We start from the raw sequence: 16,414 nt of genomic DNA, 5'->3' as shown, positions 1-16,414 counted from the left end.
CACTTTTTTTTAAAACTTGAATTATATGCCAATTAAAATTTGCAGGTGACCAAATTAGTTGGGTGAAGGGATAGCGATAGCGGCCGGAGTCGCCTCTTTTGTGACAGTTGGATCATCCATGACCGGGGCCTTAGCGATATTTTGGCGAAGGTTATGAACAATTACTTTATGCATGGCCGATTCAAACAGGTTCCAGTACTCACCGTTCTTTCTTGGGTCCGATGATGGGAGCTCTAATGTATAAGTCGGGATATTTCTTTCTTGTCCTGCCCAGTTCCCAAGCGAGCCTGGAAAAAATGGATAGTCTTTAATGTTGTAGCCTGAAGCATCTCTACTCATCTGGATTAAAAGCTCATGAGCTTTAATACCGTCCATCCCATTAGTGATGGCAGTGCTTGGGCCGTCGTAATCAAGAAGTGTTAATGGTGAGTGCACAGAAACAATCTTATCCGGGTTGTAGCGCTTAATCAGATTCACCTGGAAGACAACTTCCGGCTCACTGTTTGGTTTTTCACCTGGGTTTCTTCTCTTGTCTCTTTTAAATTTCGACAACCAAAGTTGACGGGCCATTGTCTGCCAGTCTTTCGTTGGGAAGTTTCTATTAGGATCAATCCCTCTCGCATTCATACGAGTAGGCCTCTTCTTGAAATATGAATCTGGATTCACTAACGGAGAAATGAGAACAACTTTATTAGCGAACTCTTTAGATCTTTCCGGGTCAGTGTAAGCTGAGCGCAGGTAATACATTAAATCAAAGCAGAATTTAATCGGCGTGATTTCATCACCGTGAACTCCACACATAATGATTGTCACGTCTTTATCTTTAAAGCTTGGTTGCTCCTCATCGCTTACGTCACCAAAGACGGTCCACATAAGAGGGTCACCTAAAACAGAGTTTCTGTAGTGGTTCCATTTGAAGTCAGTACACTGACTTTTGTCCCATCCAAACTTCTTGAAGCTTACATCGAGTTTTTCACAGTACGATTTTATTGCCGGAGTCATTCCATCTGCAGTCGCAGGAAGTGCGGCCGGAGCTGTCGCTCCTGGAGTTGTTTGTGCGTGCAGATTGATTGCAAAAAGCAAAACAGCACTAAATAGAATTAATACATGACGAGATTTCATTATGGATGATATTATAGCTAACAATAATTAAAGAATTCAATCCAAATAGTGAGTGATCGTGGCAAAAACAAATATTATTATCTCCAGCCTTAATTCCGACCTTTTTACCACGAAGCGATTAATGGCAGAGGCCAGTAAACTGAAACACTCAGCAATCTATCTTAACCCCTATCAATTTCAGGTGCCGATGAAACTAAAGGCCCAAACCGGCCACTACTTTCACCGTACAACAGGGACTAATTATGATGATTTTGACCTTATAGTCACGAAGCATCATGAAATCTCGGGCTTCAATGTAACTAACCCACTTGAGCGCTTAAAAGTTTTCAGGTCCAAAGATGCTCAATCCCTATTCTTTAATGAGCACAATATTCCGGCGATTCAAACTCTGCTTTATCGTGGGTCAATGAATGAGAACCTTGAGTCGGACTTAAGAGATCTTGCCCCTGATCAAAAATATATTTTGAAAATGAGTCGTGGCAACCAAGGTATTGGCGTCAATATTTTAGAAAGTCATAAATCGCTTATCAGTGTTCTGGAAACTTTCCATGCTATGAGAGACCAGCGCTTTTTAGTCCAGCCTTATGTGGCCCACAAAAAAGAATGGCGCGCTTTATTTGTCAAAGGTGAAATCATCGCCTGTATTGAAAAGAATATTTCCAAAGAAGACTTCCGCGGAAATGCTAAAAGATCTAATGGAAAACTACTTAAAAAAATCCCCAGAGAGCTGGAAAAAATCGCTCATCACGCTTATATGCACAGTGGACTTGATTATGCCGGGATTGATGTATTGGAGACGAGTAAAGGACAGCTTTTAGTTTTAGAAGTAAATGCAGTTCCAGGATTTGAGCAGGCAGAAGAGCTCTCGGGACATAATATTGCCCGAGAGCTGCTCGCTTATTTATAGTAAATAATCTAACCAGTTTGAAGGTCCTTTAAGGAAGTAGTACACCATCTTCTTGCTAAACCCTGTTTGGTAAAACTCGGCATCTTTGATGGCCTGTTGAGAGTCCAGGTGAATACTGTTAACCAGACGAGAGTCGATATCTTTTTGAACAGCGTCTGCTAATTCTTTATTGTTCTCACATGAAACAATCATTTCAGAGTTAAAGTTTGCTGATCTTGGGTCAACGTTATACGTTCCGATCACAACATCTTTGTGGTCAAAAATAAAAGTCTTAGCGTGAACACCAAAACGCGCTTCTCCTGCCAGGTCTTCTACCACTTCATATGATTTTGGTCTGTGCCCTGTGAAGATATAAGAGTCCAGTCCTTTTTCTAACCATTTTGGGATAATGCTATCAAATACTGTGTACACGTAAATCGCGTCTGTCGAGTTTAAGCTGTTTGTTAAAAGCTCAACTTTTACTTTTCTTGCTAATGCACTATCAAGAGTTGTTCCTAATTCATCGTTCACGATGAAGTATGGTGAGTCCATCATGATTGATTCTTTTGAGTTATTGATACGCTCAAAAATATCGTGTTTTACAACTCTGTTGGTTTTTCTATTTTTTGTTCCGATCGTCGGGTACTCTGAGTGAAATGAAATCTGGTCACATACACCACGATACTCTTTGCTTAATTCATCTTTCCCTTTCTCTCTGATTTCTGCTTCAACTCGAGAATCAAGAGGTGAACTCATGAAACTTTCTGCTGCAGATACTTTTGCCTGCCAGTTTTTTAAGTCTGTATCAAACTGTTCAGCAAGGACGATATCATCCCCTCTCTTATAACGAGCATCTGTAATTTTAGGTTTTACTCCGCGAGAAACGTACTCACTAAGTTTAGCAGCGAATGTCTCATCAAATGTTTTGTGAATCGCTTCAACTAACTCACCTTCAATGTGAAGTTCGCGGTCCATAAAGTTGTACTCTGCACTTAAGTCAAAATACTCATCTCCAATATTACGTCCACCAGTGATGGCCTCTTTACCGTCAACCAGTAAAACTTTTCTGTGGTTTCTATATTGTCCTGAAAATAAATTCGCTGTCGCCGTTACGTTAAAGTACTTAACTTCGACACCTTCTTTTTCTAATTCATGTGCATAGTAAGGAGAGAAGTCACTCTTAACCATGAAGTAATCAAGCAACACTCTGACCTTGACGCCCTGACGAGCTTTTTTAATAAGCGCCTGAGTAAAAAGTTTTGCAGATTTATCTGTTCTATAAATGAAGTATTCAACGTCGATGAATTTCTCTGCACGATCAATCATCTGAAGACGCTCTTCTAACGAACCTAATCCGTGATTAAGCAGGACGATATTGTGGGCCTTCGTACTCTTACTAATGAATGGATTGTCATTAGCTGCAAATACATTTGAACTCATTAAAGTCGTCGCTAATAGAGAAAGAGTAAGCATCGTCTTCTTCATACATGGCCCTCACGGCATTTAAATTAATGCCTCAATTGTAGCGCTGAAAAAGACCGGCCTGGGGCGGCCTGTAAAAGATTCAGAGGGGTGTCAGGTCTTTTGACAGGTATATAATACCTACCCCAAGTTCATGATATTAAGCACTTATTAGACCAGTGCGATTAATGTTTGACTTGGCATACTTTTGATTTAAGATACAACTATAAGAGGAAAACCAAATGTATATCTGTATTTGTAAAGGGATAACTGAGAAAATGCTGCTTGATCAAATCAGGCCTTCTCACAATTCACAAGAGCAAATTCTCAAAAATCTAGGAATTGGCGATTCATGCGGATCGTGTGTAGTCGATGCTGTTAAAAAAATCCTCGAAAATCAAAACAATTTAGATTCCAAAACTAAAAAATCCGACTCATAATTGTCTCCAATCACACCACACTTACTGGAGTCTACTTATGCAAGGAAGCCAAGCAATCATTGATGCTCTTAATTCTGTTCTAACGAAAGAGTTAACGGCCATTAACCAATATTTTCTTCACGCAAGAATGTTACAAAACTGGGGACTGGAAAAACTAGGTCGCCTTGAATACAAAGCTTCAATTGATGAAATGAAACACGCTGATGAACTTATCAAGCGTATCCTTTTCTTAGAAGGTCTTCCAAATCTTCAGAAGCTTGACCGTATTAGAATCGGGCAAACTGTTCAAGAAGTTATGGAAGCGGATCTTTCTGTTGAGAACGAAGCTGTTCCTCACTTAAAACAATGTATCAAGTTAGCTGAGTCTGAAGCAGACTACGTAACTCGTAATCTTTTCCTTCACATCCTTGAGAGTGAAGAAGAGCATGTTGACTGGTTAGAAACTCAATTGTCGCTATTAAAGCAAATTGGTGTTCAAAACTTTATTCAGTCTCAGATCGAAATGGAGAAGGGAAATTAAATACTGCCGCAGCAGTATTTAAACTTCTTAATAGCAACTAATGAGAAAATTTCATTTAGACGAGTTTTCCCTTCCGGCGAATAGTCCTTGATCCTAAAAAAAAACTCACTTAATTTAATTAGTTTTCCTGTGGGCAGTTACCAATGTAACTGCTCTATCCTCTACTCTGATACAACTCGTGAAGCGATTATTATCGATCCGGGAAATGATCACGAATTTATTCTGCAAAAAATTAAAGACCTGAATATCAAAGTTAAAAAACTGATTCACACTCACGCCCACTTCGATCACATCGGAAGAAGTACTGAAGTGGCCAATGCGACTGGGGCCACACTACATTTGCATAAAGGTGATCAGTTTCTCTATGACATGCTTCCTCAGCAAGGGATGTTCTTCAGGCAAATCGTGGGTTCTCCAAAACCGCTGGACGCTTATCTTGAAGATGGTGAAGAGTTTAGTTTTGAAGATCCGGAAATTAAGACATTTCTAAAAACACTTCATACTCCAGGGCATACGCCTGGGTCTTGTTCTTTTTATACTGAATACTTTGATGAGCCGATAGCTTTCGCTGGTGACACTCTTTTTCAGCGATCGATTGGAAGAAGTGATCTGCCTGGTGGAGATGGGAATCTCATTATCAAATCTATAAAAGAGAGACTTTTGACTTTGCCGGATGAAACACGAGTCATTGCCGGACATGGTGGGATGACGAGAATCTTTGAAGAGAAAAAACACAATCCATTTTTATGTTAGGCCTTGACTCACTCAAGGCCTGATGTCATTTTTTTATTTCTTTTTTTTCGGATTAACTTTTATAGATAAATACCAGTCCTCAGCTCCAGCTTCATCAGGGTGGTGAGTGTCTATATCAACACTTTTCCAGCGAAATTTTCCTGTTAAAGCTTTAGTGCAATTCTTAACTGATCTTTCATCCATACGATCTGAATATAGCGGAAGAGATTCTGCATTAGACATACATGTATTGAGATGATTATTCTCTTCAGTTGCTTCAGCATAATAGATAGTGCCAATTCTCGCTAGATCATGCCCTAAGTGGCCAGTGATTTCTTCATTGCACATAACTGAACAAATGACGACATTTTTAAGAATGACTCTTTTCGGATTGTAAATATCAACCGGCTCTTCTTTTTTAATCGCTAGTCTTAAAACTGTTTTCTCAACAAGGAAATCTGTTAACTGGTTTGAGATAACATAATCTGAACTCTCACCATCATTTTTTTCTACATTTACGAGTCCTGCATATTCGTGGTGAATAAGTCTGTATTGCTCTGATTCAGAAGTATTTTGAAAGCGAGGAATATTACAAAGAATGTGTTTTCTTTTTGTCTCTTGATCTACATATCCCTTACATGTTTTTTCAGAAGTACCGACTAAAACTTCTTTTTGTGTAAAACCCACAACAACATATTTAGGAACGAGAACTTCTGACATCTTTTTTACATAAGTCTCAATTGTTAAATCCGACGGATAGTCCAGATTCGATGGACCACCATTATTAACCCATTTAAAGATATCATTTCTGATTTCATCAACTCGGGCCTCTGTAGCATCGCCTCCGCCTCCAGAGTCTCCTCCTTCCACTGCGTGCGATAAATTTGTTAGACCCACAAGAAGGATCCCTGCCATCATAATATTTTTTAAGTTCATAAATTCTCCAACTGGTTGATAGTAGCACTGTTTTTTCTTGCCAGAGATTTACTATGAGAGGGTATTTTAAAAAACGTATAATTATGCTAAAATCTAACTTAGAATTCAGCTATCACTGAACTTACAACACCTAACCACTTGAATACATAGACACATAATGGTTAACAATAGCTTTTTGAACAATTTTTTGACTGTAGTAGTTTTTACAAGGTATGCCCCAAATGAATGCTTCAATCTTCGAATTTTCTCATTACAAAACCTACTTAAATGAAAAAATTAAGAGCATGCCTTCAAAAGGGCGTGGCCAGAAACTAAAGATGGCAGAGTTTTTAAACTGCCAAAACACTTATATCTCTCAAGTTCTAAATACTGAAACGAACTTCACTCTTGAACAAGGATCAAAGCTCAACACTTTTTTTGATCACTCAAAAGAAGAAAGCAGATATTTCCTGCTTCTGATTCATCTTGAAAGAGCTGGAAGCGAAGATTTAAAAACTTTTTATAAAAATGAAATTGATGAATTGATCATTAAAAACTCAGACCTAAAAAAGCGTACAAATGTTAAGGCGAGTTTAAAAATCGTTGATCAGGAAATTTATTACTCAAGCTGGATTTATTCTGCTGTTCACATTCTGGTGACAATTAAAGAATTTCAATCAGCGGGAGCTATTTCCAGAAAACTCAATCTTTCAAAAGATAAAATTCTCGATGTACTGGAGTTTCTAACCTCGACGGGGTTAGTGGCAAAAACTGGCAATACCTATTCAATTGGAGTCACAAGGATTCACTTATCAAAAGACTCCCCTCACATTCAACGTCACCACTCTAACTGGCGCATGAAAGCTCTCCAGGCCATTGACGTTAATGAACCTGGCAATCTTCATTTTTCCAATGTGGTCTCTATTAGCGAAAAAGATATTGTGAAAGTAAGAGAAATCTTTATCAAGGCCATTGATGAGGCCAGAAAAATCGTTAAAGATTCGCCTGAAGAGAAACTTCAGTCGATATGTGTGGATTTTTTCGAGGTTTAATTCTTAATTTTAATAATAGATCGTGTAATAAATTCAAAAAATTACTGTCTTTATTGGGTTAGGTTAAAGTGGTCATGAATAACCACAACAACTAAAAAACATACAAGGACCCACAATGAAAAAGTTAATTATTGCTCTATCTCTTGTTATTTCTTCTGTTTCTTTTGCTGATGATTGCAGTAGTGCAGCTCTTGATATTGCTAAAATGAACCTTGATCAAGTGGCACGCAGTTATGGATTTGAATCTTCTGATATTGATGGAGTTTCATCTAAGGTAGAAAAAGTAAGCGCTCAAGTAACTAAAGAAACTTCTGAAGTTTTAAATGTCTACACTGTTAACGGGTATGTTTATAAAGCAAGCTACACAGTGAAAGTTATTTTAGATAGCTTATGTGCTGTTCATAATTTAAGTATTAAAGATGACTCGACTCTTTAGATAAAAAATCTCTTTTTTATACGGGGCCCATGGTTATCTCTAAGAAAGATAAAATTTGGATTAGAGAAAAAATTGTTCAGACGATTAGAGAAGTTACAGAGAAAGCACGTGATTCTTCCTCTGAAACATTAATGTGTATAAATATTGATTGGTTTGAACCTTAGATAAGTCATTGCCTTATCGGCGAACACAGTTCTATTAAAAACCCATTAAGGTCTCTAACGTAACTGACAGTCTGTCCCCAAGGTTTTACTTCAGGCTTCTTTACTTCCACTGCACCAGAGGCCACAGCACTATGATGAGACTCTGCTACGTTCTCACTGACTAGCCCAATCTCCATATCAGAAGACTGGAATGATGGATCTCTTTTCTTAAACCCAATCCCATTAGAGTCTGCCATCGTGAAACTCGCAAATGACAAAGTCGTTTCTCCTGTATCAAGCTCTCCGTACTCTCCTGACTCATGAACAAATTTTCTCTTCATAGAAAAAGCTTTTTCATAAAAGAGAATTGTCTCTTCAACACTTGATACGTAATAAATTACATAACCTAATTTCATAAAATCCTAAGCATCAGCGTGGTGAATAACTTCTGGAAGTTTCGCCACCATGAAAATTGGAATTAATAAAAATGCAGAACCAATATAATAAGGTGCTGCCGATCCACTCTTATAGTAAATCACTGCTGCTGCAACTGGACCCACAACGCGAGCAAGAGCTCCCATTGATCTAAAGATCCCTACACTGCGCCCTTGTTCAGCTGGCGGAGTATAGAACGTTACCAGAGTTGTAAGACATGGCATGATCATCGAAGACCCTACCGCTAAGAAAAATAATCCAGCGTAAAGCATTAGTGACGAGTAAGCGATAGCGATTAATAAAAGTCCTGGGATAAGTGAAACCATACCAATTAAGGCCATCTTCTTTTCACCAACATCAGCGGCCTTTCTTCTCACAACTCCACCTTGTACGAAAGCAATGATGAATCCAATGTAGATAAAGATGTAAGCGTTTTGCATTGATGTGTAATTTAGTCTTTCAGCAGCAAGGAAAGTTAATGTGAATTCCATTCCTGAGAAAGCAGCAAGGAAAGCAAAGTATCCCATGTTAACTAAGTTAACACCTGGGTATGGAAGTGGTTTGAAAAGTTTGAAGATGTTTGCACTTCTTTCTGTGTGAACTTTTCCTCTCATTGATTCCGGTAAACTCTCTTTGAACTTCGTTTTAATCCAGATTGTATTGAAAATAGAAAGTAAGAAAGCAAAAAGAGCTGGCATAGAAAATGGGTTGATTCCGTATGCTACAGATCCAGGAAAGATTTTCGTTAAATCGATTAACGATAAAATTCCACCGAAAGCGGGCCCGACAACAAATCCTAGAGCGAAACAAACACCAATGATGGCCATTCCTTTAGAACGGTTTTCTTTTGTTGTTACATCGGCCACAACGGCAGTTGCAGTAGAAATGTTTCCACCCATAATACCGTCAATAATTCTTGAGATAATTAAAAGTGTGAACGATCCGGAGAAAATCCAGATCGCGTACCCCACGGCCATTCCGGCCATTGAGCGGACAAGTACTGGCTTTCTACCAATACGATCCGACCATGCTCCCCAAAGAGGTGCAGCGATGAATTGTAGTCCTGAATAGATTGCTCCTAACATCCCACCGAATAAAACAATTCCTGAAAAAGAACTTGTTGAGTTCGCCGTGTAGTTTGAAATTGATTGGATTGAACCAAAGATCGCTTGAAGGAAAACGTTTTGTGAGTCCACTTCAAGGTAGTGTTTCGCTAAACTTGGAAACAGTGGGAAAATAATTGAGAAACCAACTAAATCTAAAAAGATCGTAAGTCCTACAATGAAGATTGATGATTTCGCTTCCGGTGTTAGCGGAGTCGATTTTTGCTTAAGTTCTTTTGCACTCATAGTTTCAAATTCCTTATAGTCGCTTTTTTCTAAAGTATAAAAATCTTTTTCTCGTGTATCACTATCAGCGATACATTGGTTTTCAACGAAGCTTGCAAAGTCTCGGCACCAGTTATCGCTGTCGTTTAGACATGGGATGAAGTGAATATCTCCACCACCCTCATTAGCAGTATGTTTTAACTCTACTCCCAATTCATCTAATGTCTCTAAACAATCGACTACGAAGCTTGGAGAATAAACGGCAAGATTCTTCTCGCCTTCCTTAACTAATTTTACGACCGTGTCTTCAGTGTATGGAGTTAACCATTCTTCTGAACCAAAACGTGACTGGAATGTGATCGTCACATGAGCGTGGTCAATATTTTTTAAACGCTCGCGTAATAAGAAGAAAGTTTCATAACAGTGAAGATAATAGGCATCTCCTTTTTGCACGACTCTTCTTTTTTGAATTCCATGGAAAGTTAAAAGTAAACGGTCAATCGTTACACCCTTCGCTTTAAACTTCGCCAGGTAGTCATCAATCTGCGCTACCGAGTTATCAATGAATGCTTTTGAAGTATGGAAATTTGTCACTACGCTGATTTCTGGAATTTTAACTCTTCCCTTAATCACGTGAGCAAGCCCATCAATCCCTGAAGCAATAGTCGATTCAGAGTACTGTGGGAACATGGGAATAACTTTTAACTTAGTCGCAGGCGTCGGATCTTTCTCCCACTCATCCCATACATCAGACACCCTTGGCGTCGACAACAAGAAGGCATGATTGACTTCCACCTTAGGGGATTTAAGAAAACTTCTGACTTTAGAGGTAAAATCACGGGTAATCGTCAGGAGCGGAAAGCTCTTCCCGTCCCAGATTCTTCTATAAAGCTTGGCCGACTGTGCCGGTCTAAATGGCAGGACAAACAAATTTAGAATGAGTTTCCAGAGGATTGGATTGATATCGACCACTCGTGGATCGGCCAGAAACTCCTTTAAAAAGGCCCTTACGTCCTTAATCTCAGGACTTTTGGGTGAACCCAATTGTACAAAAACAACTTTTGTTTTACCTTCACTCACAGCTTTATTCCTTCGTGTTTAAATGTTATAAAGTAATAACAAAATATGAACACGACGACTATGGGAACCATATGAAAAAGACCAATAAAGCACCTGCTAAGGCCTCGAAACCGACTAGACAAAAAGAATTAAAAAACTTCGCACTGGGTGAAGCTCAAACTGAGTACCCAAATACTTATGCGCCACAAGTCTTAGAAGCATTCGATAACAAAAATCCAGGCAAAGAAGCGTGGACTACATTCATCTGCACAGAGTTTACATCTCTATGCCCAAAAACAGGACAACCTGATTTTGCGAAAATCTTCATCAACTACATCGCTGATAAAAAGATGGTTGAATCAAAATCTCTAAAACTTTATCTTTTCAGTTTCAGAAACCATGGAGATTTCCATGAAGACTGTATTCAAAAAATCTGTGATGATTTAGTTAAACTAATGAAGCCACATTATATCGAAGTCGTTGGTGAATTCACTCCACGTGGTGGAATCGCGATCTTCCCTTTTGCCAACTACTCTTCTGAAAACAAAAGATATGTTCACGTAAAAGAATCACGTTTATTAAATTATGCTCCCGGGAAATACTCGATGGAGCTTTCTAAACTTTACTAAGGATTGACCCATGGGTATCGGATTTACAGAAGGACTTCTTATTGCGGCAATCGCTCTTCTATTTTTTGGTGGAAAGAAAATTCCTCAGCTTGGACGCACGCTTGGTGCTTCAATCAAAGGATTCAAAGAAGGGATGAACGAAGGAACAGAAGAAGAAAAAGCTGCAAAAGCTAAGGCGCTTCTAGAAGAAGAGAAAAAGAAAAAATCTTAATCTCTACTTCCCGGCAGCGATACTTAATAAATACGCCTTAACGTCCTGACGATCCTGATCGGTAAGTTCGTTTTCCATTGGCGGCATTGTCTTATTTTTAATTAAACGATTTTCAATTTTCTTGGCGATCTCATCCTTACGGGCCCTGATGATCGCCACAGATTCTGCCTTATTCGCATCTTTTTCGCTTGGAATAAATCGGAAATCTTTCGGAAGTAAATCCACACTCGCCGAATGACAAGTCACACACTTCCCTTTCGAATCAGCTTCAACTAGTTTTTTTCCGCGGGCGATTTGCTCCGTTGTTAACTTACTGACAATCACTTCAAGTGAATCAGATAAATCCTTACTCACTTTTGGTGTATCGACCTTATTACAATTTTCGCAAACGACTTGAGCTTCTTTATAATTTTTTAAGGCCTTCTCATTCTCTTTTGCCAAAAGAGCGCATAATTTACCATTACCAAACTTCTTACTATCCATCTTAGGGTCAATACCGCCACCCAGTTCATCAATACAACTGTATTTTGCACCAAAGGCCTTTTGCGCTCCTTTAGAAATCATCTCTTGGTCGGCATTGGCAAAAATCGGATTGCTCTGGCTTAAATCTTTTAGAATTTCTCCCCCGACTGCATCTGTAATTTTTAAATTAGATGTATTACCCGGAATAGCTGAATTATAGTCTGCCTTATTTTTATACTTATCATTAAACTCCATGTTCCAATCGGAATTCTTAAGCCCGCTCTTATCAGCGAAAGCTTTAGTCCAAGGAGTGTTAACCTCAATACTCTGAGCATCTGGATCATCACCTTTCAAAGAGAGAAGATCCTTCATCTGCTGATAGAGAGATTTATCAATCTCACATCCGGCCTGCTCCATTGCCAGTGCATATTTGACAGCATTGTAATTAGGATTTTTTCTTAGATCCGCTGCAATTTTTTGTGCCATCAAATACGAGTATGTAAACGTTAAACGAAGATTTGATCTCATCGAGATGTTTAAAATACCTTCAACATTTTTTGGATCACTCGGGTCACTTCCCACTTTCAGCGAAGACGCCATATAAGGGTAGTATTTATGAGTCCAGTTTTGCGCTTCAACAGAGCCTTCGTCACGAGTTTGATCTGGCCATGGAAGACTGTTAAAGCAGGCATTATTTTTTTGTTTCTCACGAAACTTCAAATAATCTGTTTGCTCCCTTTCAGTTGAACTACGAAAATCTTCATTACTGCAATCATCCTGCCTGCTATACAATCCGTTTTTTCGGTACTGCCCTTGCTCCATATTGTCATCGTTACCGCCATACATTTGAATATTGCGATCACTCTTACAATCCGACCATTGATAGTACTCCGGCCAGTTAGGCTTAAGTCCGGCCTTACCATTCACTTCACTTCCAGCGTGGCAACTTATACAGCTCACTGGATCTTTATGAACGCGATCAGCAGGGGCCACTTTAGCGCCAGTCGGATGACCAAAATCAATTTCAGTTGTCTTGAATGCTTTTTCTTTGTCATCAAAATTAATGATCTCTACTTTTCCATACGATGGATTTTTTGGATCACAGACAAAACTCACTGTCGTTTTACCATCCATTGAGGTACGTAAAACTCGCGGCCACATTGAAGACACTTGCCCTTCGCCATTGGCATCTTTTTGTCCACGATGCAGACTTAAACTATTGGTGACGAAAGTAAAACCTTGCAGAGACCCTTCAGGGATTTTCTTTAAGAAATCCACCATGTCAGTACTATTTTTAGCAATGTCTTCGATCTCCCCCATGCTCACTGGCATTTCAGAACAATCGTTTCGAAGGCCCATTGGAGGATTCGACTCTTTAATCACTGCTGCTTTATTGTATTTAAAGGTTTGCTTTATTTTTTTAGCACTAGGATCAGTCAAACGTTTTTGAGTTTCTTTATCTAACTTGTCATAATTGAGTTCAATATTTTTTTGTGGAGTTCTGATTTTAATAGTACTCGCGCCAAATGTTTTTTTATTAAACGACTCAACAAAACCAGAAGTTTCAATTTCCTGAGCACTTAAGCGAAAGCAAGTATGAAGTAAAAATAAGAATAAAAAAATCTTCATCGTCATTTCTGACTCCTGCAACTCACTTTCAACCCCATCGGTTCAGAAGCTTCATTTTTATAAACGATGTAATCAAAGGAAAAACCAGAAACAATGTTTTTATATTGGAAAAGCTCACGCGAATCAATTTTTCCTAAACCATATGTGCTGGTACTCACAGACTCGATTTTTTGTGTTTCTTTTTTGCCATCAACAACACTGATTCTAAGACCACTACAATTTAATGTTTGTTCGCAAGAAAAACTGTATTCAACAAAATTCTTCTCATTATCCTTGTAGATTTCTTTAACTGATAACATCTTAGTTTTTTCACTGACCGTAACGATGGCATTCATTCCTTCAGTTATTTTTTGAGTGAACTTATCTTTCACTAATACCTCTTTGAATGAGGCATTTTCCGAAAGCGTCTTCCAGACGAAATCGCACTTATAATCAATAGTCTTTGAAAATCCTTTCGGACTTACAAGAAGTAATAATGCGATCAAGGTTGTTTTCATTGATTTCCCTAAGTGAATACCTAAGGATTTATCGGTATTGCGGTGGATTTAGTTTAAGCTAAAGCCACCGACAATTATGATCAGGATTTATTTGCTATATTCTTCAACCATTTTTAAAACCAGGGCCTCGTCTCTAGGGATCTGATCCTTTAATTTAAAGCATGTATGAACGAGTTTTTCATAAGGGACATCAATTCCCTTCTGAGCAAGAAGTGTCGTCGCATAACGAACGGCCCTATCCACCAGCTTATTGTTGCTCGCCCTAACCCATGTCATCAGGTTGGATTCATACCTTCCCATACGCCCCATAATAGTCGTAGAAAGGTTATTCATCAGGACTTTAAGCACAAGATGCGCTGATAAAAAGTTCAACTCTCCTAACTCCAGCGTGTGAGTCAGATTATCAAGCTCAAACTGAATATGGTTTTTTTCTTCATTAAAATAAATTTTGAAATGGTGTTGTTTGCTCTTTAAATAAGCAGCTCTCATCTCAGGAAATTTCTCACTGAAATCAAATCCAGCTAAACGCTCTCCAGAAGTTTGAGCTGTCACTTCTTCCCAATGAAAAGTACGTGGTGATCTTAAAAGAAGATCATTCCAAGCTGTCACTCCATCTTTTGAATTTTTAAAATAGAGATAAGACAACGATGGATTTTTATCTTTATCTTTTTGATTCTCAAACGGATACAAACTAAATGTTGGTGATCTCTCAGTCGTATCAGTTAAAATACTGATCCCTAAATAAGCATCAGTTTCATAGAGAAGATACCCACCATTTTGATAGATCTCACTTTCTTTTTCGATAAATGGTTTTAAAAAATTAAAATCAGTTTTTTCAACAAACGATAAAATACTCTTCACTTCGCTTGAGATAAGTGAAAAGTCACGATCATAAAACCACATCGCCAGCCCAACGTAATACATTAAAATCGTCGTCGCCTGCATACGTGTGCTTCCTGTCAGTGCCATCGGCCCAACAGTCACATTTATTTTATGAATATCAGAATTCATAATAACGTTCTTCGATCTAATCGCTGTCGCTTTTAAAATATCATCAGGATTACAGTATAAGAAAAATGGAGAATTCGAACTAATTCTCGACGCAGCTTCAGTGGCCCCAATAACAAAAGGAGTTTCTCCTCCTTCAGTTGTCGAAATAAGTAAGTCCCCTTCCTTAAATCCTAATTCCATTAATTGTCTTTCACCAAATTCAGGAAAGTCTTCAAATTTTTCTACCGAGTGAATAAGAGCGACATCACCACCGGCCATGAAGCTCACAATGCGAGAATTTAATTTAGGATTATTTTTATGCTGATGGCGCCAGATCGTCTCAAGTGCCAACGACAATCTCCCCGTTGCTCCACAACCACAAAGAAAAATATTTCCTCCGTTTGCGATCGTCGCTGCGACTTTTTCTTTTAAAAGCCCAAGCTCAGGAAGTTTATTTTGAACTTCCTGGAACACACCGTAGTCGATATCTTTAATTGTTTGAATCGCACGCGCTACATTTGTCTTAGCGTCGTTTGAAAGATTTAATGTTTTTGGATGTTGAGATTCTGTGGGAAGATTTCCTAAACGGAACTGCTCACAAATTTTTAGAAACTCTTCAGCACCAGCACGGTTTAATGCATCGACCTTTTTAGTAACAACCATCTCTTCCATGAACCCAACTTTTAAAATTTTAGAATTTAATATCCTTTTTAATTCTCTCTAAAATTTCATTTAGGTCAAATGGTTTTAAAATGAGCCCTCTTGCACCATTTTTAATGATCTCGGCTTCATTAATATCGAAAGCACCCGTCAAAAGATAGAACACGGGGATGGTTTCATAATAATCTTTCAGGCTTTTTAAGAGATCCATTCCAGAAACATCTCCCATATGGGCGTCTGAAATGATGACTTGGATTCCGGGATTGTTCTTACAACATTCAAGGGCCAGTTTCGGAGAGAGAGCGGTAATTGTTTTTACTCCTTCCAACACGATCACTTCTTGGTACATATCCAAGAGGTCGGGGTCGTCGTCTACAATAAGAATGATCGGTGTAGTTTTCATTGTTCTATTTTAGATACTTTCGGATTTTTTAGACAGTAAAAAGCGCTAAGCTCTTGTAATAAATCATAAAAAAAAAGGAAGCCAAAAAGGCTTCCTTCTTCATTTCGACTTGAATTATAGGCGAATAAACAGAATTTATTCAATAATTTCTAAAACAGAGCGCTTCTTTAATTTTGTCGACGCTGCGTTTAGAATCGTTCTTAGTGATCTAGCAGTACGGCCCTGTTTTCCAATAATCTTACCTAAATCGGTTTTATCCACTTTAAGTTCAATCACAGTTGTCTGCTCTCCAACAATTTCATTAACTGAAACAGCTTCAGGCATGTCAACAAGCGCTTTGCTTACATAACTAATAAGGTCTTTTAGTTCACTCACAAGAAACCTCCAAAAACGTATCTAATAAA

The 16,414-nt window shown here is 38.5% G+C and carries 18 protein-coding genes; 8 read left to right on the top strand and 10 right to left on the bottom strand.

The features are described from left to right. Positions 1-54 precede the first annotated feature (54 nt). Positions 55-1,122 carry a M14 family zinc carboxypeptidase gene (locus SHI21_RS09700; protein ID WP_323576177.1) on the bottom strand — a complete coding sequence of 356 codons (1,068 nt, stop codon included), beginning with the start codon at positions 1,120-1,122 and terminating at the stop codon, positions 55-57. A gap of 121 nt (positions 1,123-1,243) precedes the next feature. Between SHI21_RS09700 and SHI21_RS09695 the strand changes: the two genes are divergently transcribed. Next, positions 1,244-2,029: an ATP-grasp domain-containing protein gene (locus tag SHI21_RS09695; protein WP_323576176.1), complete on the top strand. Its 786-nt coding sequence runs from the start codon at positions 1,244-1,246 to the stop codon at positions 2,027-2,029. Here SHI21_RS09695 and SHI21_RS09690 read toward each other — a convergent pair. After that, complete coding sequence (locus SHI21_RS09690; protein ID WP_323576175.1) at positions 2,024-3,493, bottom strand: phospholipase D-like domain-containing protein; 1,470 nt, start codon at positions 3,491-3,493, stop codon at positions 2,024-2,026. The genes SHI21_RS09695 and SHI21_RS09690 overlap by 6 nt on opposite strands. Positions 3,494-3,711: 218 nt before the next feature. Between SHI21_RS09690 and SHI21_RS09685 the strand changes: the two genes are divergently transcribed. The 3 genes from SHI21_RS09685 (at position 3,712) to SHI21_RS09675 (ending at position 5,182) form a co-directional block, all read left to right on the top strand. Beyond that, positions 3,712-3,909, top strand: coding sequence for a (2Fe-2S)-binding protein (locus SHI21_RS09685; RefSeq protein ID WP_323576174.1), 198 nt, complete (start codon positions 3,712-3,714; stop codon positions 3,907-3,909). Positions 3,910-3,946: 37 nt separating this feature from the next. Then, positions 3,947-4,429, top strand: coding sequence for a bacterioferritin (gene bfr / locus SHI21_RS09680; protein WP_323576172.1), 483 nt, complete (start codon positions 3,947-3,949; stop codon positions 4,427-4,429). A gap of 90 nt (positions 4,430-4,519) precedes the next feature. Next, positions 4,520-5,182 (top strand): MBL fold metallo-hydrolase, encoded by a 663-nt coding sequence (locus SHI21_RS09675; RefSeq protein WP_410198818.1) that lies wholly within the window; start codon positions 4,520-4,522, stop codon positions 5,180-5,182. A 33-nt stretch (positions 5,183-5,215) separates the two neighbouring features. On the opposite strand, the gene SHI21_RS09670 is transcribed toward SHI21_RS09675, so the two are convergent. Then, on the bottom strand, positions 5,216-6,097 hold the full coding sequence (locus tag SHI21_RS09670) for a hypothetical protein (protein WP_323576170.1): 882 nt from the start codon (positions 6,095-6,097) through the stop codon (positions 5,216-5,218). Positions 6,098-6,318: 221 nt separating this feature from the next. On the opposite strand from SHI21_RS09670, the gene SHI21_RS09665 reads away from it, so the two are divergent. Both SHI21_RS09665 and SHI21_RS09660 read left to right on the top strand, forming a co-directional pair. Next, a complete protein-coding gene (locus tag SHI21_RS09665; protein ID WP_323576169.1) occupies positions 6,319-7,128 on the top strand; it encodes a DUF4423 domain-containing protein in 810 nt (269 codons plus the stop codon). Between the two features lie 115 nt (positions 7,129-7,243). Next, positions 7,244-7,564 (top strand): hypothetical protein, encoded by a 321-nt coding sequence (locus SHI21_RS09660; RefSeq protein ID WP_323576167.1) that lies wholly within the window; start codon positions 7,244-7,246, stop codon positions 7,562-7,564. A gap of 169 nt (positions 7,565-7,733) precedes the next feature. On the opposite strand, the gene SHI21_RS09655 is transcribed toward SHI21_RS09660, so the two are convergent. Together SHI21_RS09655 and hemH are read right to left on the bottom strand one after the other, a co-directional pair. Next, positions 7,734-8,123, bottom strand: coding sequence for a VOC family protein (locus SHI21_RS09655; protein ID WP_323576166.1), 390 nt, complete (start codon positions 8,121-8,123; stop codon positions 7,734-7,736). A gap of 6 nt (positions 8,124-8,129) precedes the next feature. Beyond that, entirely contained in the window at positions 8,130-10,550 is a 2,421-nt protein-coding gene (gene hemH, locus SHI21_RS09650; protein WP_323576165.1) for a ferrochelatase, read from the bottom strand. 71 nt (positions 10,551-10,621) lie between these two features. Between hemH and queF the strand changes: the two genes are divergently transcribed. Together queF and tatA are read left to right on the top strand one after the other, a co-directional pair. Further along, a complete protein-coding gene (queF, locus tag SHI21_RS09645; RefSeq protein ID WP_323576164.1) occupies positions 10,622-11,158 on the top strand; it encodes a preQ(1) synthase in 537 nt (178 codons plus the stop codon). A gap of 10 nt (positions 11,159-11,168) precedes the next feature. After that, positions 11,169-11,369: a twin-arginine translocase TatA/TatE family subunit gene (tatA, locus tag SHI21_RS09640; protein ID WP_323576163.1), complete on the top strand. Its 201-nt coding sequence runs from the start codon at positions 11,169-11,171 to the stop codon at positions 11,367-11,369. 3 nt (positions 11,370-11,372) lie between these two features. Here the strand turns inward: tatA and SHI21_RS09635 are convergent, their stop codons facing one another. From SHI21_RS09635 to SHI21_RS09615, 5 genes are all read right to left on the bottom strand, one after another. Beyond that, positions 11,373-13,466 carry a c-type cytochrome gene (locus SHI21_RS09635; protein ID WP_323576162.1) on the bottom strand — a complete coding sequence of 698 codons (2,094 nt, stop codon included), beginning with the start codon at positions 13,464-13,466 and terminating at the stop codon, positions 11,373-11,375. Then, positions 13,463-13,957: a hypothetical protein gene (locus SHI21_RS09630; protein ID WP_323576161.1), complete on the bottom strand. Its 495-nt coding sequence runs from the start codon at positions 13,955-13,957 to the stop codon at positions 13,463-13,465. Before SHI21_RS09630 ends, SHI21_RS09635 begins: the two co-directional genes overlap by 4 nt. Before the next feature lie 87 nt (positions 13,958-14,044). Continuing rightward, positions 14,045-15,610 carry an N-acetylmuramic acid 6-phosphate etherase family protein gene (locus SHI21_RS09625; RefSeq protein ID WP_323576160.1) on the bottom strand — a complete coding sequence of 522 codons (1,566 nt, stop codon included), beginning with the start codon at positions 15,608-15,610 and terminating at the stop codon, positions 14,045-14,047. 28 nt (positions 15,611-15,638) lie between these two features. After that, positions 15,639-16,010 (bottom strand): response regulator, encoded by a 372-nt coding sequence (locus SHI21_RS09620; protein WP_323576159.1) that lies wholly within the window; start codon positions 16,008-16,010, stop codon positions 15,639-15,641. A 135-nt stretch (positions 16,011-16,145) separates the two neighbouring features. Next, positions 16,146-16,385: a KH domain-containing protein gene (locus SHI21_RS09615; RefSeq protein WP_323576158.1), complete on the bottom strand. Its 240-nt coding sequence runs from the start codon at positions 16,383-16,385 to the stop codon at positions 16,146-16,148. Between the last annotated feature and the right edge of the window lie 29 nt (positions 16,386-16,414).

This window comes from Bacteriovorax sp. PP10 (assembly GCF_035013165.1).
Taxonomy (GTDB): Bacteria; Bdellovibrionota; Bacteriovoracia; order Bacteriovoracales; family Bacteriovoracaceae; genus Bacteriovorax; species Bacteriovorax antarcticus.
Note: the sequence above shows the minus strand (reverse complement) of the source record. Positions and strands in the feature narration are given on the sequence as shown.

Coding starts and splice junctions, on each gene's coding strand:
- SHI21_RS09655 (WP_323576166.1), bottom strand. CDS start 8,123: ATGAAATTAGGTTATGTAATTTATTACGTATCAAGTGTTGAAGAGACA.
- tatA (WP_323576163.1), top strand. CDS start 11,169: ATGGGTATCGGATTTACAGAAGGACTTCTTATTGCGGCAATCGCTCTT.
- SHI21_RS09700 (WP_323576177.1), bottom strand. CDS start 1,122: ATGAAATCTCGTCATGTATTAATTCTATTTAGTGCTGTTTTGCTTTTT.
- SHI21_RS09630 (WP_323576161.1), bottom strand. CDS start 13,957: ATGAAAACAACCTTGATCGCATTATTACTTCTTGTAAGTCCGAAAGGA.
- SHI21_RS09625 (WP_323576160.1), bottom strand. CDS start 15,610: ATGGTTGTTACTAAAAAGGTCGATGCATTAAACCGTGCTGGTGCTGAA.
- bfr (WP_323576172.1), top strand. CDS start 3,947: ATGCAAGGAAGCCAAGCAATCATTGATGCTCTTAATTCTGTTCTAACG.
- SHI21_RS09635 (WP_323576162.1), bottom strand. CDS start 13,466: ATGACGATGAAGATTTTTTTATTCTTATTTTTACTTCATACTTGCTTT.
- SHI21_RS09670 (WP_323576170.1), bottom strand. CDS start 6,097: ATGAACTTAAAAAATATTATGATGGCAGGGATCCTTCTTGTGGGTCTA.
- SHI21_RS09695 (WP_323576176.1), top strand. CDS start 1,244: ATGGCAGAGGCCAGTAAACTGAAACACTCAGCAATCTATCTTAACCCC.
- SHI21_RS09685 (WP_323576174.1), top strand. CDS start 3,712: ATGTATATCTGTATTTGTAAAGGGATAACTGAGAAAATGCTGCTTGAT.
- queF (WP_323576164.1), top strand. CDS start 10,622: ATGAAAAAGACCAATAAAGCACCTGCTAAGGCCTCGAAACCGACTAGA.
- SHI21_RS09665 (WP_323576169.1), top strand. CDS start 6,319: ATGAATGCTTCAATCTTCGAATTTTCTCATTACAAAACCTACTTAAAT.
- SHI21_RS09660 (WP_323576167.1), top strand. CDS start 7,244: ATGAAAAAGTTAATTATTGCTCTATCTCTTGTTATTTCTTCTGTTTCT.
- SHI21_RS09690 (WP_323576175.1), bottom strand. CDS start 3,493: ATGAAGAAGACGATGCTTACTCTTTCTCTATTAGCGACGACTTTAATG.
- SHI21_RS09620 (WP_323576159.1), bottom strand. CDS start 16,010: ATGAAAACTACACCGATCATTCTTATTGTAGACGACGACCCCGACCTC.